Consider the following 17,290-nt stretch of genomic DNA (forward strand, 5'->3'; position numbering starts at 1 on the left):
GGGGGCGTGAGGTGTTGTGGTGGGTGGACGTCAGGTCTTGCTGCGCAGGCGACTTCGCCTTCGGCCGACGCGCACGGAGAGCGCGACGCCGGTGACGGCCGCGGCGGCTATCCACAGTTGCTTAGGTATGTCGTCTGCGCCGGCCTCGATCCGCGCGGGCCACGTCCCCATCCGCCCCTCGGCCACGATCCGCGTGCCCTGCACTCGGACCCGTTCGAATGTGTAGGGGAACTCTCCGACCGGAGATGTCACTTTCATCGCGGTGATCCAATCCTGGGCTCCGGTGGGACATGCTGGTGCTGTGGTGCTTTGGCACGCTCGATCGCCATCCGGGCTGCGGCAGCACCGATCTGGTCGGCGGTCTTGAACTCCCGCCCCGAGCGCTGGGCGAATACCACGGTGTCGTCGTCGAGGACGGCGCCGTCGATGTTGCGGTACGGGATCGCCGGCCCGGCCAGGATCAGGCAGTCGCACACGAGGTGCTCGACGCCTGACCCGGATCGGCCGGCCGTATCCTGCACGCTGACGCCGCGGATACGGGGCATGCCGTGCGCGCCGGTCACCCGCAGATCCGGTCTGGTGGTGACCGCGGGATGTGGCGCCGGGCCTTCCCGACCGAGCCAGTGGATCGATGCCGCGGGGCGCGCGCCGGTGGTCATTGCCGCGATGCACTCTTCGGCCCAGTGCGAGTCGCCGGTGACGACGACCTCTGAACCCAGGTGGACGCCTTGTGCCAGCAGGTGCAAAGCCAGCGTGGCCGGGACGACGCCCGCGCACCGGTCCCCGTCGATCCGCAACTCGCTACGGTTCGCGGGCCGGTGCCCGGTGGCTACGACGAGTGCGTCGGCAGCGGTGAGGCCACCGTGTTCGCCGATGGCCAACACTCTGTCGCCCTCCCAGCGGATCACCTGCGTGCCTGCCGCGAACCGGACTCCGCTGCGGTGGGCCCGCCGGACCAACCGGGCGTGTTCTGGATGCTCCCACTGTTCACCACCGGGAACCGGAAGACGTTCGTACACTGTGACATCCGCAGCAGGGCGCAGCGCGATGGCGGCGTGCAGGCCGAGCAGCCCCGATCCGGCGACCACGATGTGTGCGGTGGCGGTCACGAGTTGCTCTCCCATTGCGATCCGGGTTCGCCCTGGGAGATCTCGCCGGGCCGCTGCCCTGTGGCCGCGGACAGTATGAAGCTCACACCCACCGAGCAGTAGGCGCCCTGACACCGCCCGGCGGTCGCCCGGGTCCGCTTGCGCACCGCGTCGAGCGAAGTGGCCGGGACGGGACCGCGGCATTCCGCGGCGATCTCAGCCGCCGTCACGTGCTCGCACGCGCAGACCACCATGGGCCGCTGGTCCGGCGGCGCACCGGGCCGGCACGCGAAGTCGACCGCTGCGCTGTCCGTGGCGCTCTCCGCCAAGCGGGCAATGAACGGAACAGACTGGTGTAGTGCGGCTTTCGGCTTCAATCCCAGTATTCCGTTGCCGATGAGGCCTGCGATGTGCCGCGCGACAGCCGGGGATGAGGACACACCAGTCGAGCGGATTCCTGCGGCGTGCACCAGGTTCGGCACCTTGGGCGACACCTCCAGTCGATAGGTGTGATCGCTCGCCGGTCGTAGGCCCGCGAATGCCTTGGTGACGTAACGCCGGTCGATCCCTTCGGGCAGGAGGCGTTGGGCGCTGGCCCACACCTTTTCCACCGTCGCCTCGTCAGTCGTCCTGTCGGCGCGGTCCTGTCCGTCGACAGCGGTCGGCCCGACCAATACCGTGCGGTTGGTGGTGGGAACCGCGTAGATGCCGCGGGTGTGCGGGGTGGGTACGGTGCACATGATCTTGGGCACCAGGTGGCCGACGGCACGGTCGATGAGAAGGAATTGTCCTTTGCGGGGCCACATTGTGATCGGTTCGGCGGCCGCAGCATCGGTGATGTGGTCTGCGTTGACCCCAGCCGCGTTGACCACGGCGCCGACCGAGACCGCGCCCGCGGGTGTGACGACATGGCTGATCGCGCCCGCGGCGTTGTGCCAGAACCCGGTCACCGGTGTCGATCGGCGCAGTTCCACACCGTTGAGCACCGCGAGTTTGGCGAAACCGATGGTCAGCCGGATCGGGTCGATGATGCCTTCGGCCGGGACATGCAGTGCCTCGACCGCGGTGGGGGCCGCTGTCTGCGCCGCCCTGCGCAACGCCGACCCCGAGATCAGTTCGACCTCCACGCCGGCATCGGTCGCCTGCGCCGCCAGATTCCGCAGCGAGGGGCCGTCACTGTCGTCGAAACCCAGGGACAGGGCCCCGATTCGGCGAAAGGGCACATCGAGATCCCGGCAGATGGTTTCCCACTGGGGACTGGTCTCCAGGATGAGGTCGGATTCCAGACTCCCCGCCGGCAGGTCATAGCCGCTGCACGCGATGGCGGAGTTGGCCTTGCTGGCACCCTCGCAGACATCGTGGGCCGCCTCGAACCACACCACCTTCACCGCGTAGCGCGACAGTTCGGCGGCGATCGCGGCACCGATGACGCCGCCGCCGACGATCGCGATGTCATAGTGCTGACTACTCATCGGTCCCGTTCTTCGGTGCGTCGGCGTGCGGCTTCGGTCAGTGCGGGAGGATCCAGAGATGTTGATGCCTCGACGAATGCGCGCCATCGTGCGCGTTCGGGCACACGCTGTTCCTCCGGCAGCGTCGGCTCCATGGTGCAGCTGAATCGAGCCCGCGTCGCGAGGCCGCCGAGATCCAGTTCACCTGCGCCGATCGCAGCCAGCCCCGCAGCACCGGCGGCCGTGTTGTCGTGGTGGTCGGCGATGGCGATGGGCCTGCCGCACAGGTCGGCCTGCCGTTGCATGAGCGTGCGATTGACGCTGAGGCCGCCGTCTGCCCGCAAGGTGGCAGGCATGCCGAGTTCGGCGTCCACCGCGTCGACGACGTCAGCCACCCGCTGGGCGATCCCGTCGAGGACTGCGAACGCCAAGTCCTGGCGATCCGAGGACGCTCGTAGACCGGCCAGCACGCCCGCCGCGTCCGAACGCCACCACGGGGCTCCGATGCCGGTGAAACTCGGCAAGAACACCGGATGCTGCATCCGTAGCTCGAAGTCTTCTGCCGCGCTACAGGATGCGGCCAATGTGGAGACGTGAGAGGCATTTTCAGCCAATCCCAACCCGACGAACCAGTCGACGGCGGTGCCCGCGCTGAAGACGCCTCCTTCGATCGCCCACGCCTTGGGTTCGCCGGGGATGGTCCATGCGTAGGTCGGCATCAGGCCGTGGCCCGGCCGGCAGGGCTGGGCACCGACGTTGGTGTCGATGAAACACCCTGTCCCATACGTCATCTTGGTGTCGCCAGGCGAGATCGCGCCCAGCGCGGCCAGCGCGGCCAGTTGATCGGTCGCGCTGGCGTACAGCGGCGCGCCCAGGATGGTGGGCAGCGGTTCGGTGAAGACGGTGTCCACGATCTCCGGCAGCAGAGCGGCGTCGATACCGAAGGCTGCCGCACATTCCGGATCGAACCGCAGGTCGTCCAACGCCATCAGCTGTGTCCGGCTACCCGTCGACGGGTCGGTCACATACGCGCCGTAGGCAAGACGATGGATGAAGAACGTGTCGAGCGTGCCGATGGCCAGTGTGCCGTCGGCCGCCGCAGCGGCTACCTCCGGTAGGTTCAGCAGTGCCCACGCGATGCGCGCCGCCGAGTAGTACGGATCCAGCCGCAGTCCGGTGACCTCCTCGACACCCGCCGCTGCGGGCGTGCCGGCAACCCGGTCGACGATGGTTCCGGCACGCCGGTCCGACCAGAGGATCGCCTTCGACAGTGGCGCCCCGGTCAATCGGTTGAACGCGATGACGGACTCGCCCTGGTTGGCCAACCCAATTCCGGCCAGTTCCGCACCGGGCACCGACGCGACGGCTTCGCGCACCGTCTCTTCGATGGCATTGACCAGCGCGTCGCCGTCCTGCTCATCCCAGCCCGGGAGGGGATGCGCGGTATGCGAGCGTTTGCGCGCCGTCGCCACGCAGTTACCGGCGTCGTCATAGAGGTTGGTACGGGTACTGGTGGTGCCCTGATCAATGCCGGCCCACACCCGGGTCACCGGACCCCGCCGCGTCAAGGGCGGTACCGCCCCATCCCCGGTTGTTGAGTGCGCCGCCACGCGACCATCCTCTCCTCGGCCAACAATCCTGCGAATCAGATCACAACCGATCAGTGTCTGCAACAGAATGATCGATATTGATCGAAGTTAAGGTGTACGGGTGCCTGACCTACATGCCGAGGAGCGTCACTCGTTGCTGCTCGAGTTGCTGTCTCGTCAGCACTTCGCCTCGATCGACGACATCCAACGCGCCACCGGCGCCAGCATGCCCACCATTCGCCGCGACCTCGGCCAACTGGAGAAGCGCGGCCTGCTGCGCCGCGTCCGGGGTGGCGCGGCGCCTGCCACGACATCCAGCACCCTCGACGAGGCGTTCGAGCTTCGGCGCCGCCGCAACGCGCGCGAGAAGGGCGAAATAGCTTTGGTGGCGGCAAATTTGGCGAAACCACGGTCGTCGCTACTGCTCAACGACGGCAGTTCGACCCTGGCCCTGGCCGAAGAACTCGTGTCCCAGCAGAAGCCGCTGTGGGTGGCCACCTCTGGATTGAATCTGGGCGAGCGTCTGGCCAGCGTTGCAGAGATCGAGGTCATCGTCATCGGCGGCGCGTTGCGCGCATCGTCCTTCGGCACCAGCGGACCGCTTGCCACCTCGGCGATATCGCAACTGACCGTCGACACGACCTTCATCGGCTGCGACGGAATCGATCTAGAGCTCGGCGTGCGGTTCAACAGCCTGGCGGATGCCGAGATCGCCGCAGCGATGGCGCGCCAGGGCCGACGCGTGGTGGTCCTCGCGGATGCGTCGAAGCTCGGTCAGCGCGCCATCGCCGGTTCAACCGGCTGGTCGGACGTCGATGTGCTCATCACGAACGAACTCGACGCAAGTTGGCGTGATCACCTGCTGAAGCAGGATGTGGAGGTTCTGATCCCCTGACCATCACCTCCGATGACGCTCCCCCGTGTCTCAGCGGCGCGGCCGCACGGTGATGTGCACGTGGTCGAAGTGGCCGTATCCCGACGCCTGGGGGCCGGCCGGCGTGTAATAGGTGCCGCGCCAGATCACGTCCTGTAGCCCGAATCGGCCCGCATTGGCCAGCGCGTACGCCATGATCTGGTCGCCCAGCGCGATGCCCTCGGGGCTGTTGTGGTTGGGAATCATGATGTCGATGGCGAGGCCGCTCGGATGCCACGGCTTCGAGTCCGGCCGGACGCCGCCGATGTTGGCGATCTGCGGGAACTGCTGGCTGACGGCCCTGGCGGCCAGGATGGCGTTGGGCTGCAGACCGGCCTCGCGCGCGACACCCATCGGCAGTGCGTCCGGGGTGTCCGGGACGGCGACGATCGGGGGCGGAGCGACGTCGCCGGGAGGCACGGCGGGCATCGCGGCCGGCGGCGGAGGCGCGCTGTCGACGATCGCCTGCTGCTGCGGGGTCAGCGCCGCGTACTGGGCCTCCGCTGCCGCGATCTGACGCAGCAGCTCGCTCAGTTTTGCCTGCAACTCCGCGCGCACCGCGGCTGCGTGCTCGGCCGCGCTGCGCGCGTCGGCGGCCGATTTCTCCGAGGCCTGGGCGGCCGCGGACGCGCGCTCCCGCGTTGCTCGAAACGCCTGCATCTGCTCTGCGGTCGTCGCGGCCACCACCCGCTGCACCGAGAGCCGGTCGAGCAGATGTTGCGGCGAGGAAGCGTTGAGCACCGCCGCCGCCTGGCCGTCACGGCCACTGGTGTAGTCCATGGCCGCCACCCGGTCGACTGCCGCCTGATAGGGCGCAAGCTGGGAGTTTGCGACCGCCAATGCCTCCAAGTCGGTGCGGTGGCGGTCATCGGCCGCGGTCTGGGCAGCCAACCCGGCATCGGCATCGCGTTGGGCGGTCGTGACAGCCTCGCGCGTCTGCAGCGCCTGACTGGACAACTCATTGAGCCTGGTCAGCGCGTCAGCGGCAGGGTCGGCCTGCACCACGCCGACCGGCATGGCCAACATCAGAACCGCGGCCATCGAACCGCACGCCGTTCGCCGTCGTGACTGGCGCACCGGGGTCATACGGATTGTCACGATCCTTCGCTGAGAGGGACCGATCCTGGCCCGAATTGCTATGCCTCGGACAGGTTACGAACTGGCCTTGGCGATGTCCACTCGCCCCACATCCGTGGTGGTGGACGCTCCGACTTCTCGATCGCAGCCGGCACACGAGAAGGCACGATGGGACGCATGGACGTTTTGGTCGTCGGGGGTGGGCGGCGGGGTTGGCGCTGGCCGGGGCGTGCGAACGACGCGGGCTGGACACCGGGTTGGTCGACCCCGCTCCAGAGCGGCCCTGGATTGCGACCTACGGCATGTGGGACCGTGAGCTTCCGCCCGATCTCCCGGCCTCCGTGGTCGCAGCGCGTGCGGCCGGCCGGGTGATCGCGGAGACGGAGCACCGCCTGGGATGGGACTACGCCGTCCTCGACGTGCCCGCCCTCCAGGCACACCTCACCGACCAGTTGACCGGGGTGCGACTGCACACCGGGCGCGTCGTCGGATCCCCTGGGCACGGGGTGGTGGCGCTGGCCGACGGAACGCATCTGCGCGCCTCGGTCGTCGTGGACGCCGGAGGCCGGTGGCGTCCGCTGGACCGCTCTCCGTCGGGCCGCACCCCTGCTGAGCAGACCGCGTACGGGGTGATCGTCGACGAAGACACGGCCGCGCCGTTGGTCGCCGCGCCCGGTGAGGCACTGTTCATGGACTGGCGCGCCGACCACGGCGAGACGGGCTGGCCCACGTTCCTCTACGCAGTCCCACTCGGCGGCGGCCGGGTGCTTCTGGAGGAGACCTCGCTGGCGCGCAGGCCCGGACTACCGCTGTCGACACTGCGGCGACGGCTCCATGCCCGACTCGAGCGTCACGACATCCGTCCCCCGGAAGACGCCCGCAGCGAGAAGGTCTCGTTCCGTGTCGACCATCCGCGACATCGCGGGGACGACGTGCTCGGGTTCGGTGCGGCCGCGCCACTGATCCACCCGGCAACCGGATTCAGCCTGGCCTCGTCGCTGACGCTGGCCCCACGGGTGGCCGCCGCTCTGGTCGCGCACCTGCCGGACGGACCGGATCGTGCGCTCGCAGCCGCCCAGGAGACCGTGTGGCCACCCACCGCACGGGTGGTCCACCACCTGAGGCGCATCGGCTTGGAAGCGCTACTGCGGATGCCTCCGCACGAGGTCCCCGGCTTCTTCGAGCAGTTCTTCTCCTTGCCCGACCGGCACCGTTGGACCTACCTGACCGGACGCGAGGACCTCCGCGGCAACGTCACCACACTCGGTTACCTGTTCCGCACGTCGAGCAGCCGGATGCGTCGCCGCCTCGTCGTGCCTGCGGTCCTGCCGCCGCTGCGCACCAACGATGCGGTGGCCGCAGATCGATGACGACCGGGCACTCAAAGGCTGAGCCATGAACCCCGCTGCGCCGCCAGCAACGATTAGGTTAGGTATCAGCGGGTACAGCGTTGACCCCGACCCCGGTGAAAGACCACCTGCCCGAAGGAGACTGATGCGTCAACGGCGGCCGCTCAATCGGACGAAGACGGCAGCGGCGATCGTCGGCGTCGCGCTGCTCGTCAACGGGTGTGAAGCACAGGTCTGGGGGACGCCCCCGGCCACCCAAAACGCCCCGCAGGCAACCGTTGTCGCGCCGCAGGCCCCACCTCCGCAGCTGCCCTCAGCGCCGCCCGACCCGCCGACCGAGGCACTCACCGGACTCGACGCGCGCGTCCAGCAGGCCACCGCCGACGCCGCCGCATCGGGTGCCGACATCGAGGTCGCCGTGTTGGACCGCACCACCGGTCAACTCGTCTCCGGCGGAGGCAACAAGCCCTTCCCGATCGCGTCCGTGGTCAAGCTGTTCATCGCCGATGACCTGCTGCTGCGGGAGTCGCAGGGCGAGACGCAACTATCCCCGGCCGACCACCGGTCGCTCGACGTGATGCTGCGTTCCTCCGATGACAGCGCGGCCCAGACCTTCTGGGACCGCAGCGGTCAGAACGCCGTCATCGCGCGCATCGTGGGCCGGTACGGGCTGACGGGAACCACCGCGCCCTACAACGGACGTTGGGACGTCACCCAGAGCACCGCGGGCGATCTCGTCCGCTACTACGACATGCTCTTGAACGGCACCGGTGGGCTGCCACCCGAACAGGCCGACCTCATCATCGGCGACCTCGCGCAGTTCACGCCGACAGGAAACGACGGGTACCCACAGCGCTTCGGCATCCCCGAGGGTCTCTACGCCGAGCAGGTCGCGGTCAAGCAGGGCTGGTTCTGCTGCTGGAACGGCGGTAACCAGTTGCACGTGTCCACCGGCGTGATCGGACCCGAACGCCGCTACGTCGTGGCGGTCGGTTCCCTGGACCCGACCAGCGCCGCCAACGCCCGCGAGAACATCACCCAGGCCGTCAAGACGATGTTCCCGGCCGGCAAGATCTGACGTCTGCCCGCGCTTGGGCCGCTGCGAGTGGCGCATGCCTTGAGGTCGCGCCGCGCTGTAAGCCGTTGCCGAGCTGGCCCTTTCCAGCTGGCCCAAAGCCTGACGCGGCCTGAAGCCGCTCACATTCGGCGAGCCGACCCGATGAGCCGGATCGCGTGGCCGCTTAGGTTCTGCGCGAACGAGTTTCGTCGGAGTTGTCGGTCTTCGAGCAGGAGCGCTCGCCTGCGGCGGCGTCCAGGACGTCGCTCGCGTTGATCGATGAGTCCTTCACCACCGTGGCCCGTCGCACACGACACCGCCGGTAACTCCGCGGGCCTGCGTCCACACAAGTTCGAAGTCCCCACGCGCCCAGCGACGGGCGACCGGTCGTCGGACCGGCTGTTGTAGCGCTGTGCAGGCTCAACACTGCCTTGATGGCTCCTTGCACACAATATCGATACTTCGCGCGAATATCGGTCCTTCGTGCTAGGGTGGCTCCGGCACGCACCGCGACCGCGCTTCGGGAGGGACGCATGAGCATCGCACCGTCGCGCGAAGCAAGCATTCACCCGCTCCTCAGCACTGCTCCCGAGTCGAGCTCCATGCACCGCCATACGCATCGCGTGCTCGGCTATGCCGGCCCGAGCGGGCAAAGCAGCGGTCGAATATGGCGATCATGTAACGACATTCGCGCGACGCGGCGCGCAAAGTGCGGAACCGGGCCCTCATCGACGGCGGGGTACCGCGACCGCGGGGGCAGCACAGGGGAATGCGCACGGACAGGCGCTGCGTTACACCCCCTGATCTCACATCTCACTCATAGAATGGGACCGCGACGCAGCGTATTGCCGGTTTTCGCGCTGGCAGAAGTTTCACTACGAAAAGAACGAGCAAAGGAATGAACATGGCATCTCCCCGTCTGGTTCGTCGGGTCTCGGCAGCGGTGGGCGGTGCCGCCATCCTTGCGATGATCGGCTTCACCGCGTCGTGCAGCACCGACAGCGGTACCCCCGAAGAGCCCACCACCACGACGACCACCACCACCGAGCCGTCGCTGAGCCCCACCGAGAAGGCCCCCGACCCCAATGCGCCGGGTCTCTTCACACCTCCGGTCAAGGCGCCTCAGCCGACGCTCGACCCGAACCGCGAACGCTACGGTCAGTGACCGAGGCGTGCCCGGGCCCTGTCCGGGCACGTCCTGAGTTCGTGCCGGAGCCATGACCACGGCGACCGTTCGCTTGCTGACCGCCATGCTGCTCGTCGGAGCAGCGCTGATGGGTATCGGCTTGGCCGTCAGCGAGCGGCGCCCCGACGACAAGCTCATCGAGGGTCCTTACGCATCGCTGCTCGATGCGTCCACCGATCTCGGGCAGGCGCGTGAGCCGAGCATCGAGTTCACCGCCAGCCTGACCGACCGGTCTCAGCCGACGGCGCTGATCGACTGGGCTCGGAACCAGTCGCTGTCAGTGCACTGGCGACCCGGCGACGACTGGGTGGTCGTCGAGGGATCCCCCGATGCCGTCGAGCGGGCGTTCGACGTGTCCGTGCGGGACTACCGGGGCCGGAAGGGCCAACTTTTCTACGCCTCCCCGCACCAGCCCACGGTGCCCGAGCACCTTCGGACCGAAGTGTCCGAGATCGGCCGGATCCTCAGTTACACCCCGCATCACATGTCGCGTCCCGACCACATACCGCTCGATGTCCCCGACCGGGGACTGGCCCCCGATGCGCTGTTGAACACCTACAACGCCGACGATCTGGCCAGGGCCGGCTTCACCGGGAAGGGGATCACCATCGTGATCTTCGCCTTCGACGGTTTCCGGCAATCCGACCTCGACACGTTCACCACCATGTTCGGCCTGCCGCAGTTCACCCCGGAGGTCGTCGGCGGATCGCCCGGCGAACCCCGTGGCGAGCTCTCGATGGATCTTCAAGTGGCACACGCGATTGCACCTGATGCCCGCAAGGTCGTGGTGAACGCTCGCCCGACCGTCGAAGGTGGCGGCGGATACCGCAAGATCGGCCAGATGCTCGAGGACACCGACCGCCGCTTCCCCGGCGCGGTGTGGAGCTTCTCGATCGGCTGGGGCTGCGACAAGCTCATCACCGCCGCCGACCTCGCACCGGTACGGTCAGCACTGCGCACCGCCCAATCACACGGCACCACGGCCTACAACGCCAGCGGCGACCTCGCCGGCATGGAATGCCGTGGCGGGCAGGACTGGTCGTCACCACCGAGTGAACAGGACGTCGGCCTGGACTCGGTCGCCTCGCTGCCCGAGATGACCAGCGTCGGCGGCACCACCCTGTCCACCGACGCGGACGGCACCTGGGTATCCGAGCAGACCTGGTTCGATGTCCCACTGTCCCAGGGCACCGGTGGCGGCGTCTCGACCCTGTTCGATATGCCGCCCTGGCAGCGGGCGGCCGCAGCCGCGGTACCGCCCGAGCGCAACACCGGTAAGCGCATGACACCGGACGTCGCCGCGGTCGCCGATCCGTTCACCGGCGTGAAGATCGTGATCAACGACCAGGTCGTCGTCGGCGGCGGCACCTCACAGTCGGCGCCGATCTGGGCCGCCCTCACCGCGGTGATGAACCAGTATCTGCTGGAGAACAACGGATCCCTGATCGGAGACATCAACCCGTTGCTCTACCGGATCGCCGAGGGAGCGCCGCGCCCCGCCTACCGCGATGTCACGTTGGGAGGCAACGCCGTCGACAATGCCGGCCCCGGCTATGACCTCGTCACCGGACTCGGCACCCCGGATGTCGACAATCTCGTGCGCAACCTCCTGATCCTGCAGAAGGTGCAGGCCTGATGACCGCCCCGGGCATGATGGAATGCCAGGTCTGTCAGATGGCCGTGCCGGCAGGCGAATACTGCGGATACTGCGGCATGCCGCTGGCCGATCACCGCGACGGACGGGGCCCGCACTGGCTGCGTAAGCGCGCCTTCAGTGCCGCCCCCGGACAGCGACTGCTCTCGCCGGCGCTGACCAGCTCGCTCTTCCCGCATCTGCCGCCGCGCTCGCGCAAGGTGTTCCTGATGGGCCTGGGGCTGCTTGCGGTCGCCCTGGCCGTCACCACATTCCTGCGGATGCCCGCCGCGCTCACCGCGGTCGCGTCCACCGGCCTTCCCCTGCTGTTCGCGCTGTACTTGCGAGAATCTGGGGTGTCCCGGGACATCCCGCGGAGCACGCTGGTGCTGACGACCGCGCTCGGAGCCATCCTCGGTGTCGGGTGGGTGCTGCTGACCGGGGTCGCGCTGGCGCGCGCCTACGGTGTCCCGCTGGGCGCGGGTATCGCCGGTGGTCGGATTCTGCGCGACGGGATCGGGGTGCCGGTGGGCAGCATGTTGCTCATGCTGGTCCCGGCGTTGGTGGCCCGATGGTCGTGGCAGGGTGACCGGGAAGCCTTGGATGGCTACGCCATCGGCGCGTTGGGCGCCCTCACGTTCACTGCCGCGGCCACGCTGACCCGACTGGCTCCACAGTTCACCACCGGGATGGTCAATCGCGCGCGTCCTTTGGACGGCTTGCTCGTCGAGGCCGGAATCCGCGGCGTCACCATGCCGCTGACCGCCGCGGCCGTCGGCGGTCTGATCGGTACCGCACTCTGGTTCACCCGGCCGCCGAACAAAGCCCTCCAGAACCGGGGTTTCATTCGCGGCACCCTCGTGCTCATCGCGGTCGTGGTGATCGCCATCTACGCGTCACTGGGCGTGGTGGACGTCGCCCGATTCCCCCAGTTGTGGCAGTTGGCATTGCATCTGACGTTGACCGGGATCGCGTTGTTCGCGTTACGGGTCGGCCTGCACCTGGCTCTCCTGTACGAGACGCAGGACGAGATCCACACCGACGAGCCCATCCTGTGCGTCGAGTGCAATCACGTGGTGCCCGATGCCGCGTTCTGCGCGAGATGCGGTGCCGCCATGCACGCATCCTCGCGCCGATCGCGCAGGAGCCGGCGCGAAGACCGCCCGATCCGGCTCGCCGACGACCCGGTGGCCGGCGAGATAACCGTGGGACTGTTGCCCGGCTATTCGCTGCAGTCCGGCACTTTCGAGGCCACCCAGCCGCCGAAGACCTCGTTCCGCAAGGTCGCGCTGGCTGTCGGGGCGACGACCGTTCTGCTGGCCGGTGCGCTGGTCGGTGTTTCCGGACTGATCTCGAAACCCGCGCCGAAATATATCTGCCCGCCGGAATGCGGCAGCCCGCCGATCAATCTCGCCGTGGAGATCAACCCCCGGTTCACGTCGGCCGACGGAGCGTTCTCGGTGTCCTACCCGGTCGCCGGCGCGGCCTACGAGGTATCCCAGCACGACAACGGGATCACTGCGGTGCTTCAGGCCGGCGACGGCGGCACCATGCAGCTGTTCAGCCGCCCCGCGGGTGGGCGCAGCGCTCAGGAGATCGCCACCGCCCTGGTGAACGAGACCTTCCCGGACACCAAGACCGCCTACGAGATCCCGAACACGATGGTCGGCTACCAGCACGGCTACGGGTTGGCCGCCGATCTCTGGCCGCAGGGCGCGATGACCAGTTCCACGCGGATGCGCGTCATCGTGATGGTCGCCGTCAAGAATGATCTGGCCCTCATCGCCGGCGCGGTGGGGCCGTACCGCGCGTTCGGGCCCGACTTCGGATCCGGTAAGCCGTCCGCGGCCAATCTTCAGTTGGCACTCGATATGGGCAAGTACGTCAACAGTTTCAGCTGGCGCGGGGACCCACCCCGGTAGGTACTCAGGCAGTCGCCGGCGAAGCGCCGAGCAGCGCGATGGCCTGGTCTGCAGCCGACTTGACCGTCGCTGCCGATGCCCCACCCTTGCGCAGCGCCTCGATCCCGCGCAGCACGGCCAACAGCAGGCTGGCCATCGCCTTGGCGTCGGTGTCCGGCGGGATGTCACCGTCCGCTTGGGCCGCGATGATGACGGACATCAGTTCCCGCAGCCACACATCCAACGTCCGTTTCACCTGCTTGGCCACCTCCGGGTCCGTGGCGGACAGCTCGGCGGCGCTCTTGGCCAGCAGACAGCCGCGACGGTCGGTGTCGGACGCCGTCACCGCGGCGATCCCCCGCACATGCCCGACCAGACGGTCATAGGCAGAAATGTCCGGGTTTCGGAGTTCGGCGCGGAGACGGTCAACGGACTCGGTGCAGTACGACTCCAGACCGCGCAGGAACATACTGTGCTTGTCGCCGAACGCTTTGTAGAAGCTGCCGCGCCCCAGACCGGTGGCAGCACTGAGGTCGTCGATGCTCGTCGCGGCGTATCCCTGATCCCAGAACAGATCGCGACTGGCCTCGACGACTTCTGCCTCGTCGAACTTGCGGGGGCGTGCCATGCCGCCATGATACCCATTAGCGACACTCCAGTACATAACTGGGGAAGGAATGCTCGCTGCCGTAGTTATGTACTGTACAGTCAACAACGGCGGTCGACGATCGGCCGGCCGTTGCTCGACCACTCGAAGGAGAAGCCCCATGCCCACCCCCGTCGTGGCCCCGCAAGTGCCCACCTCGCCCATCCTCGACCTGTCCGGCAAGACGGCCGTCATCACCGGCGGCAGCAAGGGCATCGGCGCAGCCACCGTGGCCCGGTTCGTCCGAGGGGGCGCCCGCGTCGTCACTTCCGGCCGCTCGGAACCGGATTCGCTGCCCCAGGGCGTGGACTACGTGGTCGCCGACGTCGCGACGCTCGACGGCGTGGAGCAGCTGGCCCGACAAGCGCAGGAGATCCTCGGCGACATCGACATCATCGTCAACAACGCCGGCGCATCGACACCGCATTTCGGTGGCGTCCTCGAGATCGAGGACGCTGAATGGGTCAAGGATCTTCAGATCAACTTCCTGGCCGCCGTCAGGCTCAACGCCGCGCTGCTCCCCGCGATGTACGCGCGCGGCAAGGGCGCGATCGTCAATGTGTCCTCGACGGTGATCCTGAGCCCGCCGGCGACGATGTTGCATTACGCCGCCGCCAAAGCGGCCTTGACCACCTACACCGCGGGCCTGGCCGGAGAGGCCGGACCCCGTGGCGTGCGGGTCAACGCCGTAACCCCCGGCAACGTCGCCTCCCCGGGTGCCGATGCCATTCGACAGGCGCTCGTCGCCGCCATCGGCAACGAGACCCCGGAGGCCGGTGGCACTCCGATCCCGCTCGGGAGGACAGGCGAAGGCGCCGATATCGCCGAGGCGATCGCCTTCCTCGCCTCCGACCGGGCTGCATGGGTCACCGCCAGCAATCTCGTCGTCGACGGCGGGCAGGTCCAGGCCGGATAGGCTGCCCGACAGTGATACTCGGCGGTGGCACAATGCCCGAGATTCGTGCGACCGTACTGGTATGACCGTGTACGTCATCGATGCGCCGGTGGCCATCGACCTCGCCACTGGCGGAGCGCCGATTCCACCGGAGCACAGCCTGGTGGCTCCCACCTTGCTGCGGTCACAGGCGCTCGCTCTCGTGTACGGATCGGTGCACAGCGGAGAGATCGATGAACGGGCAGGCCGCAAGGTTCTCGACGCCATCCGCGGGTTGCGGATCCGACTCCTCGGCGACCGGGTGCTGCAGGACCGCGCCTGGCGCATCGCTGCCGAGCTGAACTGGCCTGACACCTACCAGGCGGAGTACATCGCACTGACTCAGCTGCAGGCGGACGCGCTGGCCACCTCCGATGAGAGGCTGGCCGGCGCGGCCCGGAGGTTTGTCGACACTGTCTCACCGGCCGCTCTCCTGCGACCGTCACCAAGTGAACGTTGAAGTGCCGCTGCACCTGTCGAATCAGGACGCGTGTGGAGCGCCGGCTGATCCGCGGGTCGCCAGCGGTAGGAAAACCTCGTCGACGATCTCTTCGATCGTCACCCGGGGCACGGCGGCCATGGTCATGAACAGCTCATGCCTCAGCAGGTCGGCCGGTAGCTCGACGATGCGAGCCGGTGGCGCAGCCGCCAACTCACCGCGGCGCACGGCGCGCTCCACGATCGTCTCCATCGCGCTCGGCCCGTTGCCCATGAACAGTGCACGGAGCTGCTGTGGAGACACGCCGGCCTCGTCGAAGTACGCGCCGAACAGCGCGGCGAAGCCGCCGATGATCCCCGCTCGTCGGTCGTTGAAGTCAGCCAGGACCGCCAGGACGTCGCCGCGCAGGGATCCGGTGTCGGGGACCGCAATCGCGTCGACTGCGCCGCGGTGGCGGATGACCGCTTCGAGCAGTTCCGTGCGCGTCGGCCAGCGCCGATACAGCACCGACCGTGCGCTGCCGGACCTCGCGGCGACCGCTTCGATGGTGAAGCGCGCGTAGCCGGCCTCGATCAGCTGGTCCCAACCCGCGTCGAGAATCGCCGCCTCCAGCGCGGCACCGCGACGGCGCAGTCCGGCCGCGCGATTAGAAGACACTTGCGTAGCTTATCGCACCGAGCTACCGTCGCCTTTAAGCAACGGTTGTGTAGCTAAACGGTTTGCCGCTGCGAAACCTGTTTGGAGGTGCACCATGCCGACCCGCACCGCACTCATCTCCGGCGCGAGTGTCGCCGGACCTGTGCTCGGCTACTGGCTGGCCGAGGCCGGCTGGGACGTCACGATCATCGAACGCGCAGACCGGCTGCGCTCCAGCGGTTACCCCATCGACGTCCGGGGCACGGCAGTGGAGGTCATCCGTCGGATGGGTCTGTACGACGAGATGGCCGCACGCCGCCACCGCCACGTGCCGGTACAGCTGCTGGCCCCCGGCGGGCGGCGACTCATCACGCTCGACTACGGCAGTCTGCTCGGTTCCTCGGCCGTCGGAGACGTCGAACTCACCCGGGGTGCGCTCAGTGACCTCCTCCACCGGGCCACCTCCGACCGTGTGGAGTACGCCTTCGGCGACACGATCACCACGCTGTCCCGCACCGACGCCGGGGTCGACGTCACCTTCGGCCACCGTGACCCCGCAACATTCGACGTGGTGGTCGGCGCCGACGGCATCCACTCCAACGTCCGCGCACTCACCTTCGGCGACGAGAGTCGCCACCTCCACCACCTCGGCCCCTACGCAGCGGTCTGGGATCTGCCGACCGGCATGTTCGATCCGGGGACCGGCTTCCTCTACTCGCACCCTGGGCGCACCGTCCTGATCGAGCGCCCCGCCGACGGTGCCGCTGCCCGCGCCTTCCTGACCTTCGTCCACCCGCAACCGGGCAGCGTCGACACCCGCGACAAGAATCAGATCCGAGATGCGCTGCATCGGGCGTTCGCCGGCGACCGTTGGCGCACAGCAGAAGTCATCGACACCCTGCCCGCCGCCGACGACGTCTACTTCGACACCGTCAGCCAGGTGCGGATGGACCGCTGGCACCGCGGTCACGTGGCGCTCGTGGGTGACGCCGCGTACGCGCCGGCACTCCTGTCCGGGCAAGGTACGAGCATCGCGATCAGCGGGACCTACGTCCTGGCCGGCGAACTCGCCGCGCACGATCGGCCTGCGGCGGCATTCGCGGCCTACCAGGATCGGATGCACGCCTACGTGAAGAGGAACCAGGACCTGGCGTTGCGCACCGACGGCACGGTGCTGGCACGCACCAGCGGCCGGCTTCTGCGCCGGAACATCAAACTCTGCGCGGTACCGCTGCTGCAACGGCTCGGCCTCCTCCGGCTCCTGCAGACCGAACTGCGCACCGCGGCAACGGATCTGTCGCTGTCGGACGATGATCTGCGCCGTTCCGCCCAGCCCCTGGGCAAAGACCACCCTCGGTGACCCCACCGCCGGGGGCCGACTACGGTGGCAT

16 protein-coding genes are annotated in these 17,290 nt (G+C 68.2%); 9 read left to right on the forward strand and 7 right to left on the reverse strand.

All coding sequences use genetic code 11. The features are described from left to right. Positions 1-30: 30 nt before the first annotated feature. The 4 genes from C6A87_RS28595 to C6A87_RS28610 are packed head-to-tail and all read right to left on the reverse strand — an operon-like array spanning position 31 to position 4,080. Positions 31-258 (reverse strand): hypothetical protein, encoded by a 228-nt coding sequence (locus C6A87_RS28595; RefSeq protein WP_311115314.1) that lies wholly within the window; start codon positions 256-258, stop codon positions 31-33. Then, positions 255-1,109 carry an FAD-dependent oxidoreductase gene (locus C6A87_RS28600; RefSeq protein ID WP_311115315.1) on the reverse strand — a complete coding sequence of 285 codons (855 nt, stop codon included), beginning with the start codon at positions 1,107-1,109 and terminating at the stop codon, positions 255-257. Before C6A87_RS28600 ends, C6A87_RS28595 begins: the two co-directional genes overlap by 4 nt. Beyond that, positions 1,106-2,560 carry an FAD-dependent oxidoreductase gene (locus C6A87_RS28605; protein WP_311115316.1) on the reverse strand — a complete coding sequence of 485 codons (1,455 nt, stop codon included), beginning with the start codon at positions 2,558-2,560 and terminating at the stop codon, positions 1,106-1,108. The genes C6A87_RS28600 and C6A87_RS28605 overlap by 4 nt, the downstream gene beginning before the upstream one ends. After that, positions 2,557-4,080: an FGGY family carbohydrate kinase gene (locus tag C6A87_RS28610; protein ID WP_311115317.1), complete on the reverse strand. Its 1,524-nt coding sequence runs from the start codon at positions 4,078-4,080 to the stop codon at positions 2,557-2,559. The genes C6A87_RS28605 and C6A87_RS28610 overlap by 4 nt, the downstream gene beginning before the upstream one ends. A gap of 202 nt (positions 4,081-4,282) precedes the next feature. Between C6A87_RS28610 and C6A87_RS28615 the strand changes: the two genes are divergently transcribed. Next, positions 4,283-5,023, forward strand: a complete 741-nt coding sequence (locus tag C6A87_RS28615; RefSeq protein WP_311115318.1) for a DeoR/GlpR family DNA-binding transcription regulator — start codon at positions 4,283-4,285, stop codon at positions 5,021-5,023. A 30-nt stretch (positions 5,024-5,053) separates the two neighbouring features. Here the strand turns inward: C6A87_RS28615 and C6A87_RS28620 are convergent, their stop codons facing one another. Continuing rightward, the gene (locus tag C6A87_RS28620) at positions 5,054-6,127 is read right to left on the reverse strand and encodes a glycoside hydrolase (protein ID WP_311118121.1); all 1,074 of its coding nucleotides are present in this window, start codon (positions 6,125-6,127) and stop codon (positions 5,054-5,056) included. A 203-nt stretch (positions 6,128-6,330) separates the two neighbouring features. On the opposite strand from C6A87_RS28620, the gene C6A87_RS28625 reads away from it, so the two are divergent. The 5 genes from C6A87_RS28625 (at position 6,331) to C6A87_RS28645 (ending at position 13,265) form a co-directional block, all read left to right on the forward strand. Then, positions 6,331-7,488 (forward strand): lycopene cyclase family protein, encoded by a 1,158-nt coding sequence (locus tag C6A87_RS28625; RefSeq protein ID WP_311115319.1) that lies wholly within the window; start codon positions 6,331-6,333, stop codon positions 7,486-7,488. 124 nt (positions 7,489-7,612) lie between these two features. Next, positions 7,613-8,545, forward strand: coding sequence for a serine hydrolase (locus tag C6A87_RS28630; protein WP_311115320.1), 933 nt, complete (start codon positions 7,613-7,615; stop codon positions 8,543-8,545). A gap of 883 nt (positions 8,546-9,428) precedes the next feature. Continuing rightward, positions 9,429-9,689: a hypothetical protein gene (locus tag C6A87_RS28635; protein WP_311115321.1), complete on the forward strand. Its 261-nt coding sequence runs from the start codon at positions 9,429-9,431 to the stop codon at positions 9,687-9,689. Positions 9,690-9,741: 52 nt separating this feature from the next. Further along, positions 9,742-11,346 carry a S53 family peptidase gene (locus C6A87_RS28640; RefSeq protein WP_311115322.1) on the forward strand — a complete coding sequence of 535 codons (1,605 nt, stop codon included), beginning with the start codon at positions 9,742-9,744 and terminating at the stop codon, positions 11,344-11,346. Beyond that, positions 11,346-13,265, forward strand: coding sequence for a zinc ribbon domain-containing protein (locus C6A87_RS28645; protein WP_311115323.1), 1,920 nt, complete (start codon positions 11,346-11,348; stop codon positions 13,263-13,265). The genes C6A87_RS28640 and C6A87_RS28645 overlap by 1 nt, the downstream gene beginning before the upstream one ends. Before the next feature lie 4 nt (positions 13,266-13,269). On the opposite strand, the gene C6A87_RS28650 is transcribed toward C6A87_RS28645, so the two are convergent. Continuing rightward, positions 13,270-13,872 (reverse strand): TetR/AcrR family transcriptional regulator, encoded by a 603-nt coding sequence (locus tag C6A87_RS28650; RefSeq protein ID WP_311115324.1) that lies wholly within the window; start codon positions 13,870-13,872, stop codon positions 13,270-13,272. 139 nt (positions 13,873-14,011) lie between these two features. Here C6A87_RS28650 and C6A87_RS28655 point away from each other — a divergent pair, with 139 nt between their 5' ends. Then, positions 14,012-14,806 carry an SDR family oxidoreductase gene (locus C6A87_RS28655; protein ID WP_311115325.1) on the forward strand — a complete coding sequence of 265 codons (795 nt, stop codon included), beginning with the start codon at positions 14,012-14,014 and terminating at the stop codon, positions 14,804-14,806. A gap of 61 nt (positions 14,807-14,867) precedes the next feature. Continuing rightward, positions 14,868-15,284, forward strand: a complete 417-nt coding sequence (locus C6A87_RS28660; RefSeq protein ID WP_311115326.1) for a type II toxin-antitoxin system VapC family toxin — start codon at positions 14,868-14,870, stop codon at positions 15,282-15,284. 21 nt (positions 15,285-15,305) lie between these two features. Here the strand turns inward: C6A87_RS28660 and C6A87_RS28665 are convergent, their stop codons facing one another. Next, the gene (locus tag C6A87_RS28665; protein WP_311115327.1) at positions 15,306-15,920 is read right to left on the reverse strand and encodes a TetR/AcrR family transcriptional regulator; all 615 of its coding nucleotides are present in this window, start codon (positions 15,918-15,920) and stop codon (positions 15,306-15,308) included. A gap of 94 nt (positions 15,921-16,014) precedes the next feature. Here C6A87_RS28665 and C6A87_RS28670 point away from each other — a divergent pair, with 94 nt between their 5' ends. Beyond that, the gene (locus C6A87_RS28670) at positions 16,015-17,259 is read left to right on the forward strand and encodes an FAD-dependent monooxygenase (RefSeq protein ID WP_311115328.1); all 1,245 of its coding nucleotides are present in this window, start codon (positions 16,015-16,017) and stop codon (positions 17,257-17,259) included. The last annotated feature ends 31 nt before the right edge of the window (positions 17,260-17,290 follow it).

It is taken from the genome of Mycobacterium sp. ITM-2016-00317 (genome assembly GCF_002968295.1).
Classification (GTDB): Bacteria; Actinomycetota; Actinomycetes; order Mycobacteriales; family Mycobacteriaceae; genus Mycobacterium.